Raw genomic sequence first — 19,257 nt, 5'->3', positions numbered from 1 at the left:
CGGACCCTACTTCAGGCCGGAGCCGGCGATGCCGGTCGTGATGAAGCGCTGGAGGAAGACGAAGACGAGGACGACCGGGATCATGGTCACGACCGTCATGGCCAGGATGTAGTGCCACTGGACGTTGAGCTCGCCCGCATAGGTGTTGAGGCCGACCTGGAGCGTGTAGAGCTCCTTGCGGGACAGCACGATCAGCGGCCACAGGAAGTCGTTCCAGCGCCAGACGACCGAGAATATGGCGAGCACGGCGAGCGCCGGCGCCGTCAAGGGCAGCACGATGCGCCAGTAGATCTGCCACTCGGACGCCTTGTCCATCCGGGCGGCGTCCATGAGTTCGTCGGGGATCGTCAGCATGTACTGGCGCAGCATGAAGACGCCGGTCGGGGTGGCGACGGTCGGCAGGATCACGCCCCAGAGGGAGTTGAACAGCCCGACGGCGCTGATGATCGAGTAGAGCGGGACCAGGATGACGGAGAGCGGCACCATCAGGGTCGCCAGGATCAGGAGCATCACCGCGTTCCGGCCCCGGAACTGGTACTTCGACAGCGCGAAGGCGGCCATCGAGTTGGTGATCAGCGTGATCAGGGTCGCCACCGCCGTCACGAAGACGGAGTTCCCGAGATAGGTCAGGAAGTCGAAATGGGTGAAGGGCTCGGTGTAGTTGCTGAGCGCCAGCCCGATCTCGCGGGCGGGGGTGCGGCTCTGGATGTTGACCCGGACGATCTCGGTCGGCTTCGCCGGGTCGACCATCTGGGCCATGATGCCGATGCGGCGGATCTCGGCCATCTCCCTGGTCTCGCCGTTGTCCAGCTTGACCACGTAGAGCGGCAGCGGCTTGTCCTGGCCGGGGACGACGACGGTGCGCGAGACGTAGGGCAGGATCGTCGGCGGGAACTCGGCGAGCTGGGCGGGGGACTTGAAGGACGAGCCGACGAGCCACAGGGCGGGGCCGAACATCAGGATCGTGCCGCCGACCAGCCACACCCAAGTGACGACGTCGGTCCAGTGCCACCGCTCGCCGCCGCGCCGCCGGAACAGGAAGGTCCGCAAGGCCGCCGTCATTCGCGCCTCCCCTTGGCCTCGTTGCGCCGGGCGACGGCGAGCTGGATCAGCGTCAGCACGACCAGCACGGAGCCCATCAGGATCGAGGCCGCCGAGGCGAGGCCCGGATTCTTGAGGAGCGACGCGAAGCCGATCTCGTAGATGTACTGGGTGAGGAAGAGCGTGCTGGTGCCGGGACCGCCGCCGGTCAGCACGAAGACCTCGTCGAAGATCTGCACCGCGCGGATCAGGGCGAGCACGATGACGACCAGGAGGTTCGGCATCAGGAGCGGCAGGGTGATGCGCCAGAAGACCCGGCCCGGCCGGGTGCCGTCCATCTCGGCGGCCTCGTAGAGGTCCTTGGGGATCGCCTGGAGGCCGGCGAGCAGGATGAGGGCGTAGAAGCCGACATGCGCCCAGACCGAGACCCCGACGGCCGCCGCGAAGGCCCAGAAGCGGTCGGTCAGCCAGACATGCGGCTCCAGGCCGACCTGGAGCAGCGCGGCGTTGAGCAGGCCGTCGCGCTGCAGGATCCAGCGCCAGATGAGGCCGACCACCACGGGCGAGAGCAGGACCGGGAAGAAGAACACCGCGCGCCAGAAGCTGCGCCCCATGATCTCGCGGTTGAGGATGAGCGCCGTCACCATCGCGACGACCGTCATGAGGCTCACCTGCAGGACCACGAAGAGCGCGGTGTTGCGCAGCGCGATCCAGAATTGATCCTCCAGGCAGCTCTTCGGGTCCGTGTAGTCGGTGCAGGTCAGGAGCCGCTGGTACTGCTCGGCGCCCACGAAGGTCCGGTCGGGGAGGAACAAGGCCGTTCCGGCTGTCGTCGAGTAGGCGATGTTGATGACCAGCGGCAGGAGCACAAAGAGGCCGAAGATCAGCATGTTCGGGGCGAGGAAGAACGCCGCCATGCCGTTCGTGCCGGCGGCGTTCTGCAGGGCCCGCAGGGGGCGGTCGATCGCGGCGGCCGCCCAGGCGAACGGCGCCGTCAGCATGGCGCCCGCCTTGCGCATCACCTCGGCCATGGGGTTCGGCCTCCCGGCCGGGCTGGGCTCACTTCGCCTGTGCGACCTGGTCGGCGATGTCCTTGTCGATGCGGGCCCAGGCCTCGTCGAGCTTCATCTCGCCGGCCATGACCTGGCTGATGCGGTTGACCAGCGCGCCGTAGTACGGGGTCGCCCACTTCCAGGCCGGAAGCGCGCCGGCGGCCGGCAGGATGTCCTGCGAGGCCTGGACGTACTTCTGCAGGGCCGCCTTGACGGCCGCGCTGTCGGTCTTGAAGTCGAGGTTGCCCTTGGCGATCAGACCGCGGTGGGCAGGCAGGAACAGCGTCCGTTCGATGAATTCCTTGTAGACGTCCTCGCGCGCCAGGTAGTCCATCACCCGGCCGACGTCCTTCGGGTTCTTGGTGTACTTGATGCCGACCAGCGCGGCGCCGCCGGCGAGGCCCGAGCAGCCCGCCGTGCCACAGGGGCTGCCGGTCGCCACCCAGTCGAAGTTGTTGCCGATCTTGGTCTGCAGGTTGGCGATCTGCCAGCTGCCCGAGTAGTAGTAGGCGATCTGGGCGTTGATGAAGTCCTCGGCGGCGGCCCGGTAGGTCGAGCCGGCGGCGGACACCCAGACCTCCTTCATGTGCTTGCCTTCGGCCGTCCACTTGACCAGACGCTCCGCGAAGGCCTTCAGGCCCGCATCGACCGGCGCCGGCTTGCCGTCGGCGGCGATGTAGTTGGCACCGTACGAGACGGCCGGGCCGGAGATGCGGTGGCCGGAGCGGTCGATGGCGAAGGCGGCGGGGAGCTTCTGGCTCTTCTGCACCTTGGCGGCGGCCTCGACCCATTCGTCCCAGGTCGCCTTCGGGCCCGGGAGCGGCACGCCGGCCTGCTCGAACAGGGTCTTGTTGGCGAAGCCGCCGGTCAGGGTGATCTGGGTCATGAAGCCCGTGATGGCCTTGGAGCCGTCCGGACGCATCCAGTCGAATTCGTTGCCGTAGTTGGCCTGCCAGTAGGCCGGATCCTTGATGTGGGGGGTCAGGTCGAGCCAATGCTGCGCGATCGTCTTCAGGTTCGTGACGCGCGCGATGTCCGGTCCCTGCCCGGCCTCGAGCTGGATCGGCAACTGCTCCTGGACGACCTTGTAGGCGACCTCGTCGAGGATGACGTTGACGTCCGGGTTATCCTTGGAGAAGCGGGCCAGCAGGTCCTTGACGACCGCGCCCTCGACGCCGTCCGAGTACCACATGATGCGGACGTCGCCGGCCGAGGCCGCGGTGGTGGCCGCGAGGCCGAAGGCGACGGCCGCCAGAATCGAATTCACGCGCTTCATCCGAATTCCTCCCGATATCGACGGCGGCCTCGTGAGCGGGCCGCCTTGTGCTTATTCCCGTCCTGCCGCGCGGCGTCAGCCTGACCGCAGGGGGCCGTCGGGCAGAGTGCGTCGGACGCCCGTCACTGTCCAGTCACCCGGATCGAGACGCCTGCCCTCGGCCTCGATCACGCCGTCGGCGCCGAACCGCACCGGCCCGTAGTCCGGATCGTCGACGATCAGATCATCCTTCGCGCCCCGCGTGAAGCGAAGATTTTCGAAACTGAGGCGAAAGTCGCGAACCGTTCCGTGGCGGTCCGTGGCGCCGACCCGGACGATCCAGGCCGTCCCCAGGCCAGGCTGCTGCAACTCGGTTCCGGCGCCCGGCCCTTCGACGATCCGGACGAGGTCCGCGCCGCCCTTCAGGAGAAGCAGGCCGCGGTCGGCCCGCGCCAGGGCGAGCGGGCCTTCGACCTGCCACTCGTCGAACGCGAAGGTCGGGAACCAGGCGTGGGAGAGCGGCGGCTGGCCATCGTGGCCCTCGAAGAGGACCAGCGCGAGGTCGCGGTACTGGTGCACCCGGGGGATCGTCGCGTTGCCGCCCCAGTAGGAGGGGCGGCCGAAGCCGCCCTGGATCAGTTCGCCGGGCTGATTGATCCAGACCTGCGCATCCGGGTGCCGTCCGATCCGTAGGTGCAGCACGGTCTCCTGGTAGCCCCATTCCCCCGGCCGGTAGCCGACCGTGGTGCCGAGCGCGTGGTCGGCGGTCTTATGGTGGTAGAGCTTCGCGAAGCGGTCCTGGCCCTGGACGAAGGTCCATTCCTGCGCGGTGCCGGGAGGCAGCGAGGCGATCGGCGCGAGGGCGTCCGGGACCGCCAGGCCATGGTCGCGGAGGGCCAGCGCGAGGAGCGGCAGGCAGTGGAAGCGGCGGCCGTAGCTGCCCGTTCCCCAGAGGAGGCGGGCGACGGCCGACAGCTCGAGCGCGTTGGCCGGGATGAGCGAGTGCTCGTAGGAGCGCCCCTGGGCCGCGGTGAGGATCCCGTGATGGGCCGAGGCGGCGACGATCTCCAGGAGGCGCAGGATCGCCCGGCCGGCCCGCTCGGCGATGTCGCGGTCGGGCGCCAGGGCGTAGAGCGCGGCGAGGCCCTTCAGGTCGATCGGGAAGTAGGGGGCGGAGTTGAACTCCGCCATCTCCCAGGTCTCGAAGTGGTCGAACCAGGCGCGGACCCTGGCCGCCCCGACGGCCGACTGCTCGGCCCCCCGCCGGCCCGATCGGCGGAACACCGCCTCCGGCAGCCGATGGCCGGCCAGGTAGGCGGCGGTGTGGAACAGGAGGGCGTGGTTCTCCGAGAAGTACCACTGCACGTCGTTGCCGGGCTCGTCCATCCAGTAGCGGTACGACAGCGTCACGGCGTCGATACGGGCGACCAGGTCCTGGGACAGGCGTTCGCCGAAGCGCTGCCGGCACCAGAGGAGCGGGACCAGGATGAAGTCCGCGCAGTCGTGGCAGTCCTCGATGGCGGGTAGCCCCGCGGCCAGCATGGCCTCGGTCTCCGGGCCGGCCTCCCCGAGGGCGAGCCGCGCGAGGGCCGTGACGCTGTCGGGCTCCCCGTGCCGGGCAACGTGGGCGAGCGCCTCGGAGACCCGGTCCTGCAGGGCGGCCGGCGCCGGCCCCTGCCGGCGTCCGTGGGCGATCCCGATGCCGAGGCCGCGGGACGCCGTCATGGCTCCGGCCGACAGGGTCACGGCGAAGTGCCGGAAGTCCGCCGGAAGGTCGTCCGCGTCAGCAACGACGAGGCGTGTTTCACCCGTCTTCAGCGTATGTTGGAAGGTGGTCTTGTCATGGGATATGAAGTCGCCCGCAACCGCGATGTCGACCGCGGCGTCGACCGGGAGCGGCCGGTCGACGACCAGGGCGGCGGGTCCGCCGTCGTAGGAAGGCCGCTCGAAGCGGAGCGACGTCAGGGCGGCCTCGACCGCGTCGGCGACGGCGGCCGGCGCCTCGGTTCCGAGGCGGATCGAAGCGGCCGGGCCGTCCAGGTAGTCGAGTTCGATGAAGTAGCGGGCGTCGCGCTCGGCCAGGTCGTCGAACCAGACGAGGATCTCGCAAGAGCCGGCCGGCAGGTCGGCCTCCATCACGGCGGCGGTCTCCAGGTTGCGCCGGTAGGGTGCCAGCCAGCCGACCTCGACGCCGCCCACGAACAGGATCGCGCCGCCGCAGGTGGAGAGCCGGAAGCGGGCGCGGCCGGCCGTCGTCGCCTCGATCACGGCGCGGGCCCAGGTGCCGAGCACGGTCGGCCGGAACCAGAAGCCGGACAGGTCCAGACGGGGCGAGCCGAAGGGAAGCCACAGGCGCCGGGGCTCGAAGGCGCCGCGCGGGACGGGTCGCTTGTCCCGCCGCTCCGCCGCGAAGCGGGTTCGGCACGGATACTCGTGGGGAATGAAGTTCTTGTGGCGGGTGGCGAAGAAGAACGGGTCCATGCCGCCGGACATGGGCACGTCCGGCCCGTCGTAGCGCTCCTCGGCGGTCGCGCCGACCTGCCACCAGCGGATCGCCTCCCCGGCCGCCAAGGGCCGCCGCGCCGGCCCGTTCGATTCGACCATGGTTCGCTCTCCCGCCGCCCGGCTCCGGGCCTCGACGACGAGGTGGCGCATCGCCGCACGCTCGTCAATCGTCGCGAGGGCTGCGGGTGGCGACCGCGGCCGAAGGCGTGTTCAGCCGACATTCAGGCCGCTTCGGCCAGGCTACCAGCAACGACGGGCAAGACTCCCGAATCCATCCGGTGCCGCCCGACATCGGGAGACGGCCATGCAAGAGTCCCCGCAGACGGGCCCGATCTGGGACCGCTTCAAGAGCATCCTCCGGCTGATGTGGGAAGCACTTCTGCTCTGCGGATAGCCTGGCCCGCCGCGCGAGGACGCTCGGGCGCGCGTCCGCCCGACCCGAGATCTCGGTTCGCGGGCGTGCCGACCGCGTGATCGCCTTCCTCGCCCCCGGGTGACGGCCGGTCCCGGCCGCCTCACGTCCGCGTCCCTCTTTCCGACAGGAGGTTTCCCGTGAACAAGCCCTATCTGGCCTGGTACGCCCTGCTCGCGGCCATCATCCTGGCGTCCGGCGCCGTGCCTGTCGTCTTCAGCAGCGGCGGAGCGCATGCCGAACCGATTCTCGCGACGATCGTCCTCGCCATCGTCTTTCCGCCGCTCATGATCTGGCTCTTGGGGAAGACCGGATACCCGATCGGCCGAGCCGTTTCCTGTCCGACCTGCGGCAGCGAGATGCCGTTCCTGCGCAAGCCCACCACCCTGCGGATGGCGCTGCTCGGCGGGTACAAATGTAAGACCTGCGGCACCGAGACGGACGCCTGGGGACGCGCGACCGTGCCCCGTTGAGGCGCCGCCGCTCCTGCGCCGCAAGGTCCGGCTCCCGATTGGAAACCAGAACGGCTCCGCTTTCGTTGTAGGTCGGAAAGCGAGGGCCCATGGCAATGACCGACGCGCCGCCGGCGAACGTGCTTCCGACTTCGACCGAGGCGGAGGCCGAGGCACCGCGTCGGACGGAGCGGCCCATGCTGGTCGAGCTCGCGTCGCTCCTCGGCGTGCTGATGCGCGGCGCGCGCGGCAGGCCCATCCAGGTGCTGGTGGCCGGCCTGGTCGCCGTGCTCGTCGCCAACATGGTCGGGCAGGTTCGGCTCAACACCTGGAACGGTGCCTTCTTCGACGCGATCCAGAAGAAGGACGTGTCGGGCTTCTGGTCACAGCTCCTGACCTTCCTGTGGATCGCGGCGGCGCTCCTGAGCTGCATCGTCGCCCAGACCTGGCTGCAGGAAACGCTCAAGATGAGGATCCGCGCCAGGCTCAGCGAGATCCTGCTCGATACCTGGCTGAAGCCGCGCTACGCCTACTGGCTCGGTTTCGCCGGCGAGCGCGGATCGGCGGCGGACCAGCGGCTGCAGGAGGACTGCCGCCTGGTGGCCGACTTCACGACCGAACTCGGCGTCGGTCTCCTGCAGTCGACGCTGCTGCTCGTCACCTTCACGGGCGTCCTCTGGGGCCTGTCGACGAACGTCACCTTCGAGATCGGCGGCAACACGCTGCACATCCCGGGCTACATGGTCTGGGTTGCGATCCTCTATGCCGGGCTCGGATCCGGGCTCACCTGGCTGGTCGGGCGCCCCCTCATCGCGCTCAACACGGAGCGCTACGCGCGCGAGGCGGACTTCCGCTTCGCGCTGGTGCGGATCGGCGAGAATGCCGAGGGGGTGGCGCTGCACGGCGGCGAGGCGGACGAGCGGCGCAACCTGGACGGCTCGCTCGGGCTGGTGCTCGCCTCCATGCGCAAGCTCTCCGGAGCCCTGTCGCGCCTGACCTGGATCACCTCCGGGTACGGCTGGCTGGCGATGGTGGTGCCGGTCCTGGCGGCCGCGCCGGGCTACTTCTCCGGCGACCTCAGCTTCGGCAGCCTGATGATGGTCGTGGGCGCCTTCACGCAGGTCCAGACGGCGCTGCGCTACTTCGTCGACCAGTTCCCGCGCATCGCCGACTGGCGCTCCGCCGTGACCCGGGTGTCGACGTTCCGGGACGCGCTGGCGGACCTCGAGGACGACATCAATGCGCAGGAGCGGCTCAAGGTCGAGCCGCATCCGGAGGGCAAGCTCACCTTCGACGGGGTGGCGATCTCGCTCATCGGCGGCCGCACGGTGATCGACGAGGCGACGGTGGAGATCGCTCCGGGCGAGCGCGTGCTGATCACGGGCGAGTCCGGCTCGGGCAAGAGCACGATGTTCAGGGCCGTCGCGGGCCTCTGGCCCTGGGGGTCGGGGACCGTCCTCGTGCCGCCCGCCGAGGACCAGATGTTCATGCCGCAGCGCCCCTACATGCCGCTCGGCTCGCTGCGGCAGGCGCTCTCGTACCCGAGCGGCCCCGACCGCTTCACGGACGAGGAGATCGCGGCGGCCATGCGGCGCTGCCGGCTGGAGGACTTCGTCGAGCAGCTCGACCGGGAGGACCGCTGGGACAAGTCGCTGTCGCTCGGTCAGCAGCAGAGGGTCGCCTTCACGCGCGTGCTCCTGCATCGCCCACGATGGGTCTTCATGGACGAGGCCACCTCCGCGCTCGACGACGACAGCCAGGCCGCCATGCTGTCCCTCTTCAGCGAGGACCTCGCGGGCACGACCATCCTCTCGATCGCGCATCGGCCGGGGGTGGAGGCCTTCCATACGCGGACGCTGCGGCTGGAGAAGCGGACGAGCGGCACCCGCCTCTTCGAACGGGCCTCTCAACCGGTGCAGAAGCGGCCGAAGCGGGCCTGGCTTCAGCAGATCCGCGGGTTGCGGCCGCGGCGGGGCCAAGCGGCCGGGGCAAGCCGCCTCTGAGGCGAGCCGGCCCGACATGAGGAGCCGACGTCAGGCGAAGGCCTGGAACAGGACGTCGTCCTCGAGGCGAACGTGATCCTCCAGCTCGACCCGGAATCGTGCCAGGGACTCGTAGAGCTTCCGCCAGGACCGGCAGGCATCGTCCGGCGGCGTGAACGAGTCGGTGATGGCGGCGAGCGCCTCCAGTTGAGACAGGTGGATGCGGTGCTCCTCCCGCATGCGGCGCAGCGGAGCTTCGGCGAGCCGGGCGTCGCGGGCGACGATCAGCGGGAAGATGACGCGTTCCTCGACCGCCATGTGCTCGCTCAGGTCCGCCCAGAGCGCGCTGAGGACGAGGGTCAGGCCCTTCGGGCACCGCTCGTGGTCGCCGTGCAGCTTCTCGACGCGGTCGGCGAGCATGATCAAGTTCGGCATGTCGCGCCGGAGGGGCTCGTGGAAACGCGCCACGATCAGCTCGACCAGCGCGCCCGCGCTCCGGACGGGGTCGAAATTGCGGACCTTAACCTCCAGGTCCTCGAGCGCGGACCGGAGCTCGTCGGGCTCGACGCCATGCAGGCGGCCGGCATCGGAGACCGTCAGGGCGCCTTCCGTCTCCGGTCGGAGGCCGAACCGGTGCAGAACGGTGGTCGACCCCGGCAGCAGGCGGGCGAGCTCTCCGAGGGGCGTCGCGTCGATGTTCATGTCTGGCTCCGGCGATGTCGCAGGACTTTGGACCGCCGGCCGGACCGCGCCTTGACGGCCGTCAATCGGGCAAGTCCGGTGTCGCCGCCCCCGCCGGTCACCCGCGATCGACGAACTGGGCGAGCCGGGCCACCGAGGCGATGACGACGCGGCGGCCCTCCACCCGCACGCCGCGCTTCCTCAACTGGGCGAGGACGCGCGAGAAGGTTTCCGGGTTCATGCCGAGCAGGCTCGCGATCAGGGCCTTCTCGTAGGGCAGGTCGAACGCGACCTCGCCGTCGCCGCCTTCCGTGTGGCGCAGCATGAACCGGCCGACGCGCTGCGCCCCGGTCATCAGCTTCATCTGCTCGACCTGGTCCATCAGCAGTTCGAAATGGCGCTGCTGGACGCGCAGGAGCACGCTCCCGAAGGCGGTCTCCTCCCGGAGGCAAGTCGAGATCGCGTCGACGTCGATACCGAGGAGACGGCAGGGGGTAACGGCTTCGGCCGAGAAGCTGTGAAACTCGGACGCGCAGAAGGCGCATTCGGCGATGGTCTCGCCACACTTGACGATGTCGAGGAGGACTTCGCGGCCGTCCTTGCGGCCGCGCACGATTTTCACGACTCCGGCCAGGACGACATGGAGGCGCGAGGCCGGGTCGCCCTCCTGGAAGATCACCTCGCCTTCCCGGTAGGCGACCGGATGGCGCCGGCGGAGCAGCCGCTCGACCACGCGGTCGGGCACGCCCCGGAAGAGGGGCAGTCGCCCGAGGAGAAGGGCGTCCGCTTCGGCGTCGCTCGGCATGTGGCGGGCTCCCGTGCAAAATCGGGCCCGCTTTGCCGGCCGATCCGGAACGGCGGGGCGGTCCCGGGGCGCAGGATGCCGGCTCGGGCGCGGCCGGTCTTTGCGGCGGCGCACATGGACGAGCCATTTCCGCAAGAGGGGGCGGCTGCCGCCGCTCCAGCCTCAGTCGAGGACGACGCCGAGATAGGTCCGGTCGTCGGCCCAGGCGGTGGCGCTCGACCCCTTGGTGCTCGGATGGGTCAGCACCTTGTCGGGGTCCTCGGCCTCGACCTCGCGGAAGGCCGCCTCCCAGGCCTCCACGCCGAAGCCCTGGGGACTCTTGAAATAGCCGTCCGAGAAGATCTCCAGCGTCTCCACCGCGTCGAGACGGTGTTCGGCCGTGAAGACGTAGCGGTCGGGGACCGGGAAGCCGTCCAGCACGCCGTAGCCGAGATCGAATTCCGGATGGTTGGCGAAGGCGCGCTGCCCGGCGATCCCGCTGTCGACGAGCCGATCGATCTCGCGTTGCGACACGCCGCGGATCTCCTCGCCGCAGACCTCCAGGATCCGCCGGCGCAACCCTTCGGCCTCGCCGGCCGGCAGCCGGTCGTGCAAGGCGGCGAGCCCGCTCCAGCAGGCGGCGTCCGAGAGGGAGCGGACCTCTTCGACGTCCGCGCCCTGCGCCTCGGCCCAGCGCCAGGCCTCCCGGCGCATCAGGGCGGTGATGCGGTCGAGCGGCTTCTCTTCGACATGCGTCTCGGTCCGGCCGTCGGCGAGGGAGACGCGCAGGCCGGTATCGCCGACGGACAGGAGAACGAGCCGGTCGCGGTCGTGGACCGCCATGGCCAGGGTGCAGCCCATGCGCAACGCCGGCCGCGCTTCCGCCTCGGCCAGGAGTTCGTGCGCCACGTAGGATTCGCGGATGGCCGCGCCCGCGGCCGCGACGAGGCCCGCGGCGCGCTCGCGCGGGCCGGCGGCGTCCCTCAGGCTGGCGGGCAACACCTCGGCCAGGCGGTTGGCGACGGTCCGGGACGCGTGGCGACCGGCGCGCATGCCGCCGTAGCGGCGGGCGCTGCGGTCGGTCACCCCGTCGAGCACCGCGTAGCCGAGGCCGGGGAGGACGAGGAGGCAATCCTCGTTCTCCTCCGGTCGCGCGTGATGCTTGCCCCGGCTGAACGCCTCGATGCGCAACTTACTGGCCGGTCGCCTGGCGCCACTTCTCCATGATCGCCTTGGTGCCGCCCAGCTCGTCGATGGACTTCAGCGTGATCAGCTTCAGCTCGCCGAGCGGCTTCACGCCCTTGGGGCCGTCCACGTCCTTGCGCACCGAGCGGCGCCCGGCGGCCTGCACCAGGGTCTCCTGCGTCTTCTTGGAGAGGGCCCAGTCCAGGAACTTGCGGGCGCCATCGGGATTGGGCCCGCCCTTCACGACCGCCACCCCGTCCGGCGAGGCGGTGGTGCCGTCCTCGATGTAAGACACCTTCACGGGCGCGCCGCCGACCACGTATTCGAGCGCGTTGTCCTCCAGGGTGAGGCCGAGCGGGGCCTCCCCGTCGGCCACGAAGCGCGGCACGGCGCCCGAGGAGTTCGAGAAGACGAAGTTCTTGGCGAGGGCGGCGTATTTCTCCCAGCCCTTGTCGCCGAAGGCGGTCAGGACGGTCGTCATCTGCTGGAAGGCCGAACCGGAGTTGTCGGCCCGCGCGGAGGCCACCTTGCCGGCCCACTTCGGATCGCTGAGCTCGCTCCAGGTCTTGGGGACGTCCGCGTCCTTGACCATCTTGGTGTTGACCATCAGCACGTAGATGACGGCCGTGTAGGGCGTCCAGGACGGATGCGCGACGAAGCGCGGGTCGATCGCGTCGGCGTCCTTGACCTTGTAGGGCTCGATCAGGTCGGCGTTCTCGCTCAGGAGCGAGCCGGTCACGCTCCAGATCACGTCGGCGCGGGGCGCCGAGGCCTCCGCGCGAGCACGCTTGAAGACGTCGCCGGTGCCGAGCTGGACCACCTCGGCCTTCAGGCCCGTGTCGGCCTCGAACTGGGGAATCATGGCCTGCACGATGGACGACTTGTGGGCCGTGTAGACGACGACCTTCTCGCCGGCCGCGTGGGCGGCACCCGTGAATGCGGCTGCGAGGCCGAGCCCCGCCAACACCATGGATCCGAAGCGCATTTCCAGTCCTCCCGTGACCGGCCTCGGCGTCGGCTCGGTCGTCAGTCGTCATCTTGCATCCGGCGCGCGCACGTGTGCAAGCTTCCGTCGAGCAAACAAAACGGATGCGGCATGGGCTATCTGACCGTCGAGGGCGCGGTGAAACGCTACGGACCCGTCACGGCGCTCGACGGCGTCTCCCTGGGCGTGGAACCGGGGGAGTTCTTCACCCTGCTCGGGCCGTCCGGCTGCGGCAAGACGACGATCCTGCGTTCGATCGCGGGCTTCTCGGACCTGACCGCGGGCGAGATCCGGATCGCCGGGGAGAGCCTGATCGGCGTGCCGCCGCACCGGCGCGACATCGGCATGGTGTTCCAGGACTATGCCGTGTTCCCGCACCTGACCGTGGCCGAGAACGTCGCCTTCGGGCTCAAGGCGCGCAAGGTCCCGGCGGCCGAGATCCGGTCCCGCGTTGGGGAGATCCTCGACATGGTCCGGCTCGGCGCGATGGCCGACCGGCTGCCGGCGGCCATGTCGGGCGGCCAGCAGCAGCGCATCGGCATCGCGCGCGCCATGGTGATCCGCCCGCGCCTGCTGCTGATGGACGAGCCCCTGTCCAACCTCGACGCCAAGCTGCGCATCGAGCTCAGGGCCGAGATCCGCGCCATCCAGAAGGCGGTCGGGATCGCGGCCATCTACGTGACCCACGACCAGGAAGAGGCGCTCGCCATCTCGGACCGGATCTGCGTGATGAACCAGGGCCGGGTCGAGCAGATCGGAACGCCGCAGGAGATCTACGGCCGCCCCGCCACCCGCTTCGTCGCCGGCTTCGTGGGCACGATGAACTTCCTGGCGCCCGGCGTCGGCGGGATCCCGCCCGCCCCCGGCGCGGCCACCCGGGCCGTGCGGCCGGAACACGTGCGCCTGGCGGACGGGGACGGGGAGGCGGCAGGCTCCGTCCAGGTCGAGGGCACCGTCTCGCACTACACCTATCTGGGCCGGGAGGCGCACATCACGGTCGCCTCGCCGGCCGGTCCGATCGTGGCGCAGATCGCCGCACCTTCGCCGGACCTGTCGGTCGAGACCGGGCGGACCGTCCGGCTCGCCTTCGACGCCGGCCAGATGCACGGCTTCGACGCCGAGGGCCTCCGCATCGACGGGGCGGTCCGTCCGTGACCGCCGCCGCCACGCTGCCCTCCCCCGCCCCGGCCGTGCCGGCCGCCCGCGGCCCCGGCTTCTGGACGCTCGTCTCGGTCGGGGCCTGGGCGATCCTGACGCTGTTCCTCATCGTTCCGCTCGGCTCGGTGCTGCTCTCGAGCCTGCGGGACGACGCCGGCCACCTGACGCTCGCCAACTGGGCGCAGCTCTTCTCCCGGCCGCGCTACTGGAACGCCTTCGTCAACACGCTGGTGGTGGGGTTCGGCGGGCTGGCCGGCGCCATGCTGCTCGGGTCGGTGATGGCCTTCTGCATGGCGCGGATCAGGATCCGCGGCTCCCGCGTGATCTCGATGATGGCGATCCTGGCCCTGGTGTCGCCGCCGTTCATCGGCGCCTATTCGTGGATCGTGCTGTTCGGGTCCGGCGGGCTCGTGCGGCAGGGCCTGATGTCGGCCGGCTTCGAGATGCCACCGATCTATGGCCTGACGGGAATCCTGATCGTCTTCGCCTTCAAGTTCTACCCCTACGTCTACCTGCTGACCGCCGGGGCGCTGGCCAACGTCAACCGGTCGCTGGAGGAGGCCGCCGAGAACCTCGGGCTCTCGCCATTCCGGCGCATGCTCGCGATCTCGTTTCCGCTCGTGCTGCCGGCGCTGTCGGCGGGCGGCCTGCTCGCCCTCATCCATTCGATCGCCGACTTCGGCACGCCCCGGCTGATCGGGCGCGGCTACAACGTCCTGGCGACCGAGGCCTACACGGCCTATTCCGCCGAGATCGGCTCCAACCTCGGCATGGCGACGACGCTCAGCCTCGCTCTGATCCTGCTCTCGATGGTGTTCGTCTTCGCGCAGCGCTTCATCTCGCGGCGCAACGTCTATCACGGCAACCTGATCAACAAGCCGGAGAAGAAGGAGCTGAAGGGTCTCGCCAATGTCGCCGCGCACGCGGCGGTGTATTTCATCGCGCTCGGCGGAGCGCTGCCGGCCATCGTGACGGCGATCTACTCGATCCGGAAGACCAGCGGGCCGGTGTTCCAGCCCGGCTTCGGCCTGGACAGCTACCGGCGGATCGCGCTGACGCTCGGCAACGTGGTGGTCAACTCGCTCACCTTCTCGTTCGCGGCGGTGGCCCTCATCGTCGTCGTCGGCACGCTGATCGGCGCCTATGTGGCGCGGCGCAGCACGCTCAACGCCTCGATGATCGATTCGACGCTGATGATCCCCTACGTGATGCCCGGCATCGTGGTGGGCGTGGCCTTCATCGCCACCTTCAACACGCCGCCGCTCGTGATGACCGGCACGGCGGCGATCATCGTGCTGTCCGTCTTCATCCGCCGCCTGCCCTACGCGGTGCGCTCCTCGGCGGCGGCGCTCCGGCAGGTCTCGCCGAGCCTCGAGGAGGCCGCGATTTCGCTGGGCTACAGCCCCGTGCGGGCGTTCTGGAGGGTGACGGTGCCGCTGATCATGCCGGGCATCATCGCCGGGGCCATGCTCTCCTTCGTCACGGCGATTAACGAGCTGTCGTCGTCGCTGGTCCTCTATGTCGGCGGCACCATCACGATGCCGGTCAGGATCTACATCTCGATCAACGACGGCGACTACGGGACGGCCGCCGCGCTCTCGACGATCCTCCTCGCCCTGTCGGCCGGGGCGATCAGCCTGGCGTTCCGGCTGCTCGGCCGGGAGGAGCGCGCCCTGCTCTGAGCACCCCGGGCCGGTGCGTCAGCCGCCCGGGTGCCAGACGCCGCCGAGCACCATGCCGCGCGCCGAGAGGCGGAGCGGGCCGTCGATCCGCTCGCCGACCACGTCCACGTAGGGAAAGCTTCCCGTCTCGAGGGCCACGACCGAGGCGTCGCCCGCCGCGCCCGGCGCGAAGCTGCCGAGATCCGGCCGGCCGAGCGCGCGCGCCGGTGCGACCGTCGCGGCCTCCACGACCTGGCCGAGCGGCATGCCGAGGCAGAGGAACTTGGACAAGGTGGTCAGCAGGTCGAAAGCCGGGCCTTCGATGCATAGCGCATGCACGTCGGAGGAGATGCAGTCCGGGGGGAAGCCGTTCGCCAGCATGGTGCGCGCGACCGCGAAGGAGAAGGATCCCATGCCGTGGCCGATGTCGAACACGACCCCGCGCTCGCGCGCCTTCAAGACGTAGTCGTGGACGCGCCCGTCGGCGGTCGCCGGCGAATTCGGGAAGGGCCGAAAGCAGTGGGTGAGCACATCGCCGGGCCGGAGCAGGGCCAGGACGTCCTCGAGCATGGGCGGCGGCTCGTCGATGTGGACCATCATCGGCATGCCGGCCTCCTCGGCCGCCGCGCGCGCGATCTGGAGGGGCGCGAGCCCGGAGAAGCCGCTGGCGTTCCGGCCCACGCGGACCTTGATGCCGACGATCACGTCGCGGTTCGCCCGCGCCACCGCCACCGTGTCGACCGGCGCCATCAGGCGCATGTCGCCGCTCTCGCCGACCATGATCCGCTTGGAGAAGCCGTAGATGCCCGCGAAGGAGATGTTCAGGTAGGCCAGGATGCGGACCGGCAGTCGCTCGATCACATGGGCGCGGAAGCCCGGGAAGTTGCCCGGGCCTGCGCTTCCGGTGTCGACCAGTGTGGTCACCGCGCCGCGCCGGAAGAGCCGCATGGCGTCGACGCCGAGGGACGTGCCGCCGTCGTAGACGTGGGTGTGCAGGTCGATCAGCCCGGGCGTCACGACGAGGCCCGAGACGTCGCGCACCTCGGTCGACAGTCCGGCCTCGAGTGCTGCCCCGACGGCCGCGACCTTGCCGCCCGCGAAGGCGACGTCGGCGACCGCATCCAGGCCCTGAGCCGGACTGACCACCCGGCCGCCCCGCAAGATGAGCTCGTAGTCCAAGCGCTGCCCCTCCCCGCTGCGGCCGCACCGGCCGCCATCCCTGATCCCTAGCAGATGGCGGCGTTCCTGACAGCCGGGGGCCGGTCCTCCGCGATCGGGGCGAGCCGAACGCGCGCCCTATGGCGATGACGCCCCGGTTGCGTGGCCGTCTTGCCCGTTTCGCGGCTTGACGGCCGGCCGAGGGACAGGCGACGTTCCGGCGCGAGGTTGCGGACGAGGCGCCCGGCCCGCCGGCGGTACGGCGGCAAAGCCAGGGGCCGGGACCTGACGAGGGATGTGAACGATGGCCTTGCCCGCAGCGCTCTCCGGCCGGCTGAAGCTGCCCGCCATCGCGGCGCCCATGTTCCTGACCTCCGGGCCGGACCTCGTCGTCGAGGTCTGCCGGTCCGGCCTGATCGGAACCTTCCCGGCCCTGAACCGCAGGACGACGGCCGCGTTCTCGGGCTGGCTCGACGAGATCGAGGGGCGCCTGGCGGCTTTTCCCGGCGCGGCGCCCTACGGGGTCAACCTGATCGTGCACCGTTCCAACCCGCGTTTGCGCGACGACCTCGACGTGGTCGTGAGACGCAAGGTGCCGTTGGTGATCACCTCGCTCGGCGCCGTCAGCGACGTCGTCGAGGCAGTCCATTCCTATGGCGGGCTCGTCTTCCACGACGTGATCAGCCGGCGGCATGCGGAGAAGGCGGCCGCGGCCGGCGTCGACGGGATCATCGCGGTCGCGGCCGGGGCTGGCGGACATGCCGGCACGCTCAGCCCCTTCGCGCTGGTCGACGAGATCCGCTCCGTCTTCTCCGGCACGATCGTGCTCTCCGGGGCGATGAGCACCGGGGCCCACATCGCCGGCGCCCGCGCGATGGGGGCGGACCTCGCGTATCTCGGCACCCGCTTCCTGGCCACCCGCGAGGCGATGGCGAGCGAGGCCTACAAGGCGATGGTGGTCGGGGCGGCGGCCGCCGACATCCTCTACACGCCGAACATCTCGGGCGTGCATGCGAACTTCCTGAAGCCGAGCCTGGTCGCCGCCGGACTCGACCCGGACCACCTGCCGCCCCACCGCGAGCTGGACATGCAGAACGAGGCCAGGGCCTGGAAGACCGTATGGTCCGCCGGCCACGGTGTCGGCTCGATCCAGGACGTGCCGGCGGCCGCCGACCTCTGCGCGCGGCTGATCCGCGAATACCGGGAGGCGCTCGAGGGCCTCTGCGGGGATACCGACCGGGGGGCGTCCGGGCCGTGACGGGCCCGGAGGCCCGGCCTATTCGGCGCCGCGCAAAAGGGTCACGACCGCGATATGGCCGATCGCCACGATGAAGCCCTCGAAGATGGCGACGGCGGGGTCGGAGGCCAGCAGCTTGCCTTCGAGCTCCTTCCCGTTCGACAGCGTCAGGCGAAGGAAGGGCTGCTCGATGCCGGACTGGGCCAGGGCCTGATCGATGATGGACATTCGGCTTTAACTCCCGCCTCGGGACGGCCCGGGCGGTTCGGGCGCGAGAGGCGCGAACCGAGGGCGGCCGGAGGCATGCTGCGGATCAGAACAGGACGAAGAACAACACCACAGCGAAGCTGCCGGCGAGCGCGACGAGATCGAGAGAGTGCAGGCGCATCCTGACCGCAAGGACCGGGCGCCTCATCTTCGATTGCGTGGCCAGGACCATGACACCCTCCGGGGTTTCGTTCATGTCGGCAGCGGGCCCGCTTCGGCCAGGCTGGCCTGGTTCGCATCCGATCGCGCCAGAAGCGCCTCCAGGATGGCATGCGAGCATTCCCGTGTGGCGGCATCCGCGAGTTCCAGGACCGCGAAGGCATAGACCTCCGCATCGTCGGCGCGGGCGTTCAGATCGTGGGTACGGCGCTGCGCCCGCCATTCGTCCCGCTGGGCATTCGCCTGATCGCGCGCGTGATCCACCCAGGCGCGCACCTTCGCGGAGGCCTCCGCCACACTTGCCCGGTCCCGGCGGATCACCTCGTCGACCCGCGCCAGACGGGCTTCGAGGCTCTCTTCGACGGCCGGCGTCAAAGCGGTCGGCTTCGTCTCGATCTGCTCGACCATCCGGTCGATCGCGTGCAGTTTCAACCTGAGCTGCGCGCAGAGAAGCTGAAGTTTTTCAGTCACGTCATTCTCCTTCCGCAGACCGTCGGGCCAGCGATTCGGGTCGTCGATCGCTTCCATCCGACAAGACACGTCAGGAACGAACCAGGGTCGCAGTAGGGCGACACGGAAAATACTTATCCTCATCATATGGCCCGGAACCGATTTTTTGCAATACGCCAAGCTGATTTCCGGCTTTATTCAGTCGAAAGCCATGAGATCCAGGACGCGACGAAAGGGCATCGAACGTTCGCCCGGCGACCGGCGTTCTCTCGGGGACCGGCCGGACGCCCGACCGGGTCCAGCGGTTCCCGACCCCCGCTCCGGCTTCCATCACGCGATTTCCGGACCAGGACGCCTTGCATCGCCCGCATCACCCTCCATATGCCATCCAGATGGATGGTCGTGAATGAGGAGAGCGTTCCGTGAAGAAGGCCGAGGAGTCGGAAAAGATCACGATCAATCTCGGGTTCGTCGACCTCGGCCGGATCGACCTGCTGGTCCGGGAGGGCTTCTATTCCACCCGCTCGGACTTCATCCGCGCCGCCATCCGCCATCAACTGGCCGCCCATGCGGAGGACGTCGCCAGGTCGGTGCAGCGCACCAGCCTGGACGTCGGACTGCGTGACATCAGCCGTGCCGAGCTCGAGGCGGCCCTTGCGGCCGGCGAGATGCTGCACATCCGGATCGTCGGACTGGCCCGCATTGCCGCCGACGTTTCCCCCGATCTGGCTCGTGCCACGATCGGTACCCTGACCGTTCTCGGTGCCCTTCAGGCGCCGCCCGCCATCCGATCGGCCCTGGCGGATCGAATCCGCTGACGCAGAAAGAGAAAT

18 protein-coding genes are annotated in these 19,257 nt (G+C 69.8%); 6 read left to right on the top strand and 12 right to left on the bottom strand.

The window, feature by feature from the left end:
* Positions 1 to 6: 6 nt before the first annotated feature.
* From WBG79_RS11820 to WBG79_RS11805, 4 genes are all read right to left on the bottom strand, one after another.
* Positions 7 to 1,062, bottom strand: coding sequence for a carbohydrate ABC transporter permease (locus WBG79_RS11820; protein ID WP_337357303.1), 1,056 nt, complete (start codon positions 1,060 to 1,062; stop codon positions 7 to 9).
* The gene (locus WBG79_RS11815; RefSeq protein ID WP_443147426.1) at positions 1,059 to 2,072 is read right to left on the bottom strand and encodes a carbohydrate ABC transporter permease; all 1,014 of its coding nucleotides are present in this window, start codon (positions 2,070 to 2,072) and stop codon (positions 1,059 to 1,061) included. Before WBG79_RS11815 ends, WBG79_RS11820 begins: the two co-directional genes overlap by 4 nt.
* Positions 2,073 to 2,100: 28 nt before the next feature.
* A complete protein-coding gene (locus WBG79_RS11810; protein WP_337357302.1) occupies positions 2,101 to 3,369 on the bottom strand; it encodes an ABC transporter substrate-binding protein in 1,269 nt (422 codons plus the stop codon).
* Positions 3,370 to 3,444: 75 nt separating this feature from the next.
* Complete coding sequence (locus WBG79_RS11805) at positions 3,445 to 5,952, bottom strand: hypothetical protein (protein ID WP_337357301.1); 2,508 nt, start codon at positions 5,950 to 5,952, stop codon at positions 3,445 to 3,447.
* A 453-nt stretch (positions 5,953 to 6,405) separates the two neighbouring features.
* Here WBG79_RS11805 and WBG79_RS11800 point away from each other — a divergent pair, with 453 nt between their 5' ends.
* Complete coding sequence (locus WBG79_RS11800; RefSeq protein WP_337357300.1) at positions 6,406 to 6,738, top strand: hypothetical protein; 333 nt, start codon at positions 6,406 to 6,408, stop codon at positions 6,736 to 6,738.
* Positions 6,739 to 6,827: 89 nt separating this feature from the next.
* Positions 6,828 to 8,720, top strand: a complete 1,893-nt coding sequence (locus tag WBG79_RS11795) for an ABC transporter ATP-binding protein/permease (protein WP_337357299.1) — start codon at positions 6,828 to 6,830, stop codon at positions 8,718 to 8,720.
* 30 nt (positions 8,721 to 8,750) lie between these two features.
* On the opposite strand, the gene WBG79_RS11790 is transcribed toward WBG79_RS11795, so the two are convergent.
* The 4 genes from WBG79_RS11790 to WBG79_RS11775 all read right to left on the bottom strand — a co-directional run bounded on the left by WBG79_RS11790 (position 8,751) and on the right by WBG79_RS11775 (position 12,334).
* Positions 8,751 to 9,401 carry a hemerythrin domain-containing protein gene (locus WBG79_RS11790; protein WP_337357298.1) on the bottom strand — a complete coding sequence of 217 codons (651 nt, stop codon included), beginning with the start codon at positions 9,399 to 9,401 and terminating at the stop codon, positions 8,751 to 8,753.
* 97 nt (positions 9,402 to 9,498) lie between these two features.
* A complete protein-coding gene (locus tag WBG79_RS11785) occupies positions 9,499 to 10,185 on the bottom strand; it encodes a Crp/Fnr family transcriptional regulator (protein ID WP_337357297.1) in 687 nt (228 codons plus the stop codon).
* Positions 10,186 to 10,347: 162 nt separating this feature from the next.
* On the bottom strand, positions 10,348 to 11,355 hold the full coding sequence (locus tag WBG79_RS11780; RefSeq protein ID WP_337357296.1) for a protein phosphatase 2C domain-containing protein: 1,008 nt from the start codon (positions 11,353 to 11,355) through the stop codon (positions 10,348 to 10,350).
* 1 nt (position 11,356) lies between these two features.
* Positions 11,357 to 12,334, bottom strand: a complete 978-nt coding sequence (locus tag WBG79_RS11775; RefSeq protein WP_337357295.1) for an extracellular solute-binding protein — start codon at positions 12,332 to 12,334, stop codon at positions 11,357 to 11,359.
* 111 nt (positions 12,335 to 12,445) lie between these two features.
* On the opposite strand from WBG79_RS11775, the gene WBG79_RS11770 reads away from it, so the two are divergent.
* Together WBG79_RS11770 and WBG79_RS11765 are read left to right on the top strand one after the other, a co-directional pair.
* A complete protein-coding gene (locus tag WBG79_RS11770; protein WP_337357294.1) occupies positions 12,446 to 13,489 on the top strand; it encodes an ABC transporter ATP-binding protein in 1,044 nt (347 codons plus the stop codon).
* A complete protein-coding gene (locus WBG79_RS11765; protein ID WP_337357293.1) occupies positions 13,486 to 15,174 on the top strand; it encodes an ABC transporter permease in 1,689 nt (562 codons plus the stop codon). The genes WBG79_RS11770 and WBG79_RS11765 overlap by 4 nt, the downstream gene beginning before the upstream one ends.
* A gap of 18 nt (positions 15,175 to 15,192) precedes the next feature.
* On the opposite strand, the gene WBG79_RS11760 is transcribed toward WBG79_RS11765, so the two are convergent.
* Positions 15,193 to 16,332, bottom strand: a complete 1,140-nt coding sequence (locus WBG79_RS11760; protein ID WP_337357292.1) for an amidohydrolase/deacetylase family metallohydrolase — start codon at positions 16,330 to 16,332, stop codon at positions 15,193 to 15,195.
* A gap of 283 nt (positions 16,333 to 16,615) precedes the next feature.
* Between WBG79_RS11760 and WBG79_RS11755 the strand changes: the two genes are divergently transcribed.
* A complete protein-coding gene (locus WBG79_RS11755; protein WP_337357291.1) occupies positions 16,616 to 17,569 on the top strand; it encodes an NAD(P)H-dependent flavin oxidoreductase in 954 nt (317 codons plus the stop codon).
* Positions 17,570 to 17,587: 18 nt separating this feature from the next.
* Here the strand turns inward: WBG79_RS11755 and WBG79_RS11750 are convergent, their stop codons facing one another.
* The 3 genes from WBG79_RS11750 to WBG79_RS11740 all read right to left on the bottom strand — a co-directional run bounded on the left by WBG79_RS11750 (position 17,588) and on the right by WBG79_RS11740 (position 18,502).
* Positions 17,588 to 17,776 (bottom strand): hypothetical protein, encoded by a 189-nt coding sequence (locus tag WBG79_RS11750; RefSeq protein WP_337357290.1) that lies wholly within the window; start codon positions 17,774 to 17,776, stop codon positions 17,588 to 17,590.
* Positions 17,777 to 17,861: 85 nt separating this feature from the next.
* On the bottom strand, positions 17,862 to 17,987 hold the full coding sequence (locus tag WBG79_RS11745; RefSeq protein WP_337357289.1) for a hypothetical protein: 126 nt from the start codon (positions 17,985 to 17,987) through the stop codon (positions 17,862 to 17,864).
* 20 nt (positions 17,988 to 18,007) lie between these two features.
* Positions 18,008 to 18,502: a hypothetical protein gene (locus tag WBG79_RS11740; protein WP_337357288.1), complete on the bottom strand. Its 495-nt coding sequence runs from the start codon at positions 18,500 to 18,502 to the stop codon at positions 18,008 to 18,010.
* Positions 18,503 to 18,846: 344 nt separating this feature from the next.
* On the opposite strand from WBG79_RS11740, the gene WBG79_RS11735 reads away from it, so the two are divergent.
* Complete coding sequence (locus tag WBG79_RS11735; RefSeq protein ID WP_337357287.1) at positions 18,847 to 19,242, top strand: CopG family transcriptional regulator; 396 nt, start codon at positions 18,847 to 18,849, stop codon at positions 19,240 to 19,242.
* The last annotated feature ends 15 nt before the right edge of the window (positions 19,243 to 19,257 follow it).

Origin of the sequence: Prosthecomicrobium sp. N25 (assembly GCF_037203705.1) — a bacterium.
GTDB lineage: Bacteria > Pseudomonadota > Alphaproteobacteria > Rhizobiales > Ancalomicrobiaceae > Prosthecodimorpha.
Note: the sequence above shows the minus strand (reverse complement) of the source record. Positions and strands in the feature narration are given on the sequence as shown.

Excerpts from the sequence above, each read along its gene's own strand:
- WBG79_RS11740 (WP_337357288.1), bottom strand. The coding sequence starts at position 18,502 with ATGGAAGCGATCGACGACCCGAATCGCTGGCCCGACGGTCTGCGGAAG.
- WBG79_RS11815 (WP_443147426.1), bottom strand. The coding sequence starts at position 2,072 with ATGGCCGAGGTGATGCGCAAGGCGGGCGCCATGCTGACGGCGCCGTTC.
- WBG79_RS11795 (WP_337357299.1), top strand. The coding sequence starts at position 6,828 with ATGGCAATGACCGACGCGCCGCCGGCGAACGTGCTTCCGACTTCGACC.
- WBG79_RS11790 (WP_337357298.1), bottom strand. The coding sequence starts at position 9,401 with ATGAACATCGACGCGACGCCCCTCGGAGAGCTCGCCCGCCTGCTGCCG.
- WBG79_RS11750 (WP_337357290.1), bottom strand. The coding sequence starts at position 17,776 with ATGTCCATCATCGATCAGGCCCTGGCCCAGTCCGGCATCGAGCAGCCC.
- WBG79_RS11770 (WP_337357294.1), top strand. The coding sequence starts at position 12,446 with ATGGGCTATCTGACCGTCGAGGGCGCGGTGAAACGCTACGGACCCGTC.
- WBG79_RS11775 (WP_337357295.1), bottom strand. The coding sequence starts at position 12,334 with ATGCGCTTCGGATCCATGGTGTTGGCGGGGCTCGGCCTCGCAGCCGCA.
- WBG79_RS11785 (WP_337357297.1), bottom strand. The coding sequence starts at position 10,185 with ATGCCGAGCGACGCCGAAGCGGACGCCCTTCTCCTCGGGCGACTGCCC.
- WBG79_RS11755 (WP_337357291.1), top strand. The coding sequence starts at position 16,616 with ATGGCCTTGCCCGCAGCGCTCTCCGGCCGGCTGAAGCTGCCCGCCATC.
- WBG79_RS11745 (WP_337357289.1), bottom strand. The coding sequence starts at position 17,987 with ATGGTCCTGGCCACGCAATCGAAGATGAGGCGCCCGGTCCTTGCGGTC.
- WBG79_RS11820 (WP_337357303.1), bottom strand. The coding sequence starts at position 1,062 with ATGACGGCGGCCTTGCGGACCTTCCTGTTCCGGCGGCGCGGCGGCGAG.
- WBG79_RS11805 (WP_337357301.1), bottom strand. The coding sequence starts at position 5,952 with ATGGTCGAATCGAACGGGCCGGCGCGGCGGCCCTTGGCGGCCGGGGAG.
- WBG79_RS11810 (WP_337357302.1), bottom strand. The coding sequence starts at position 3,369 with ATGAAGCGCGTGAATTCGATTCTGGCGGCCGTCGCCTTCGGCCTCGCG.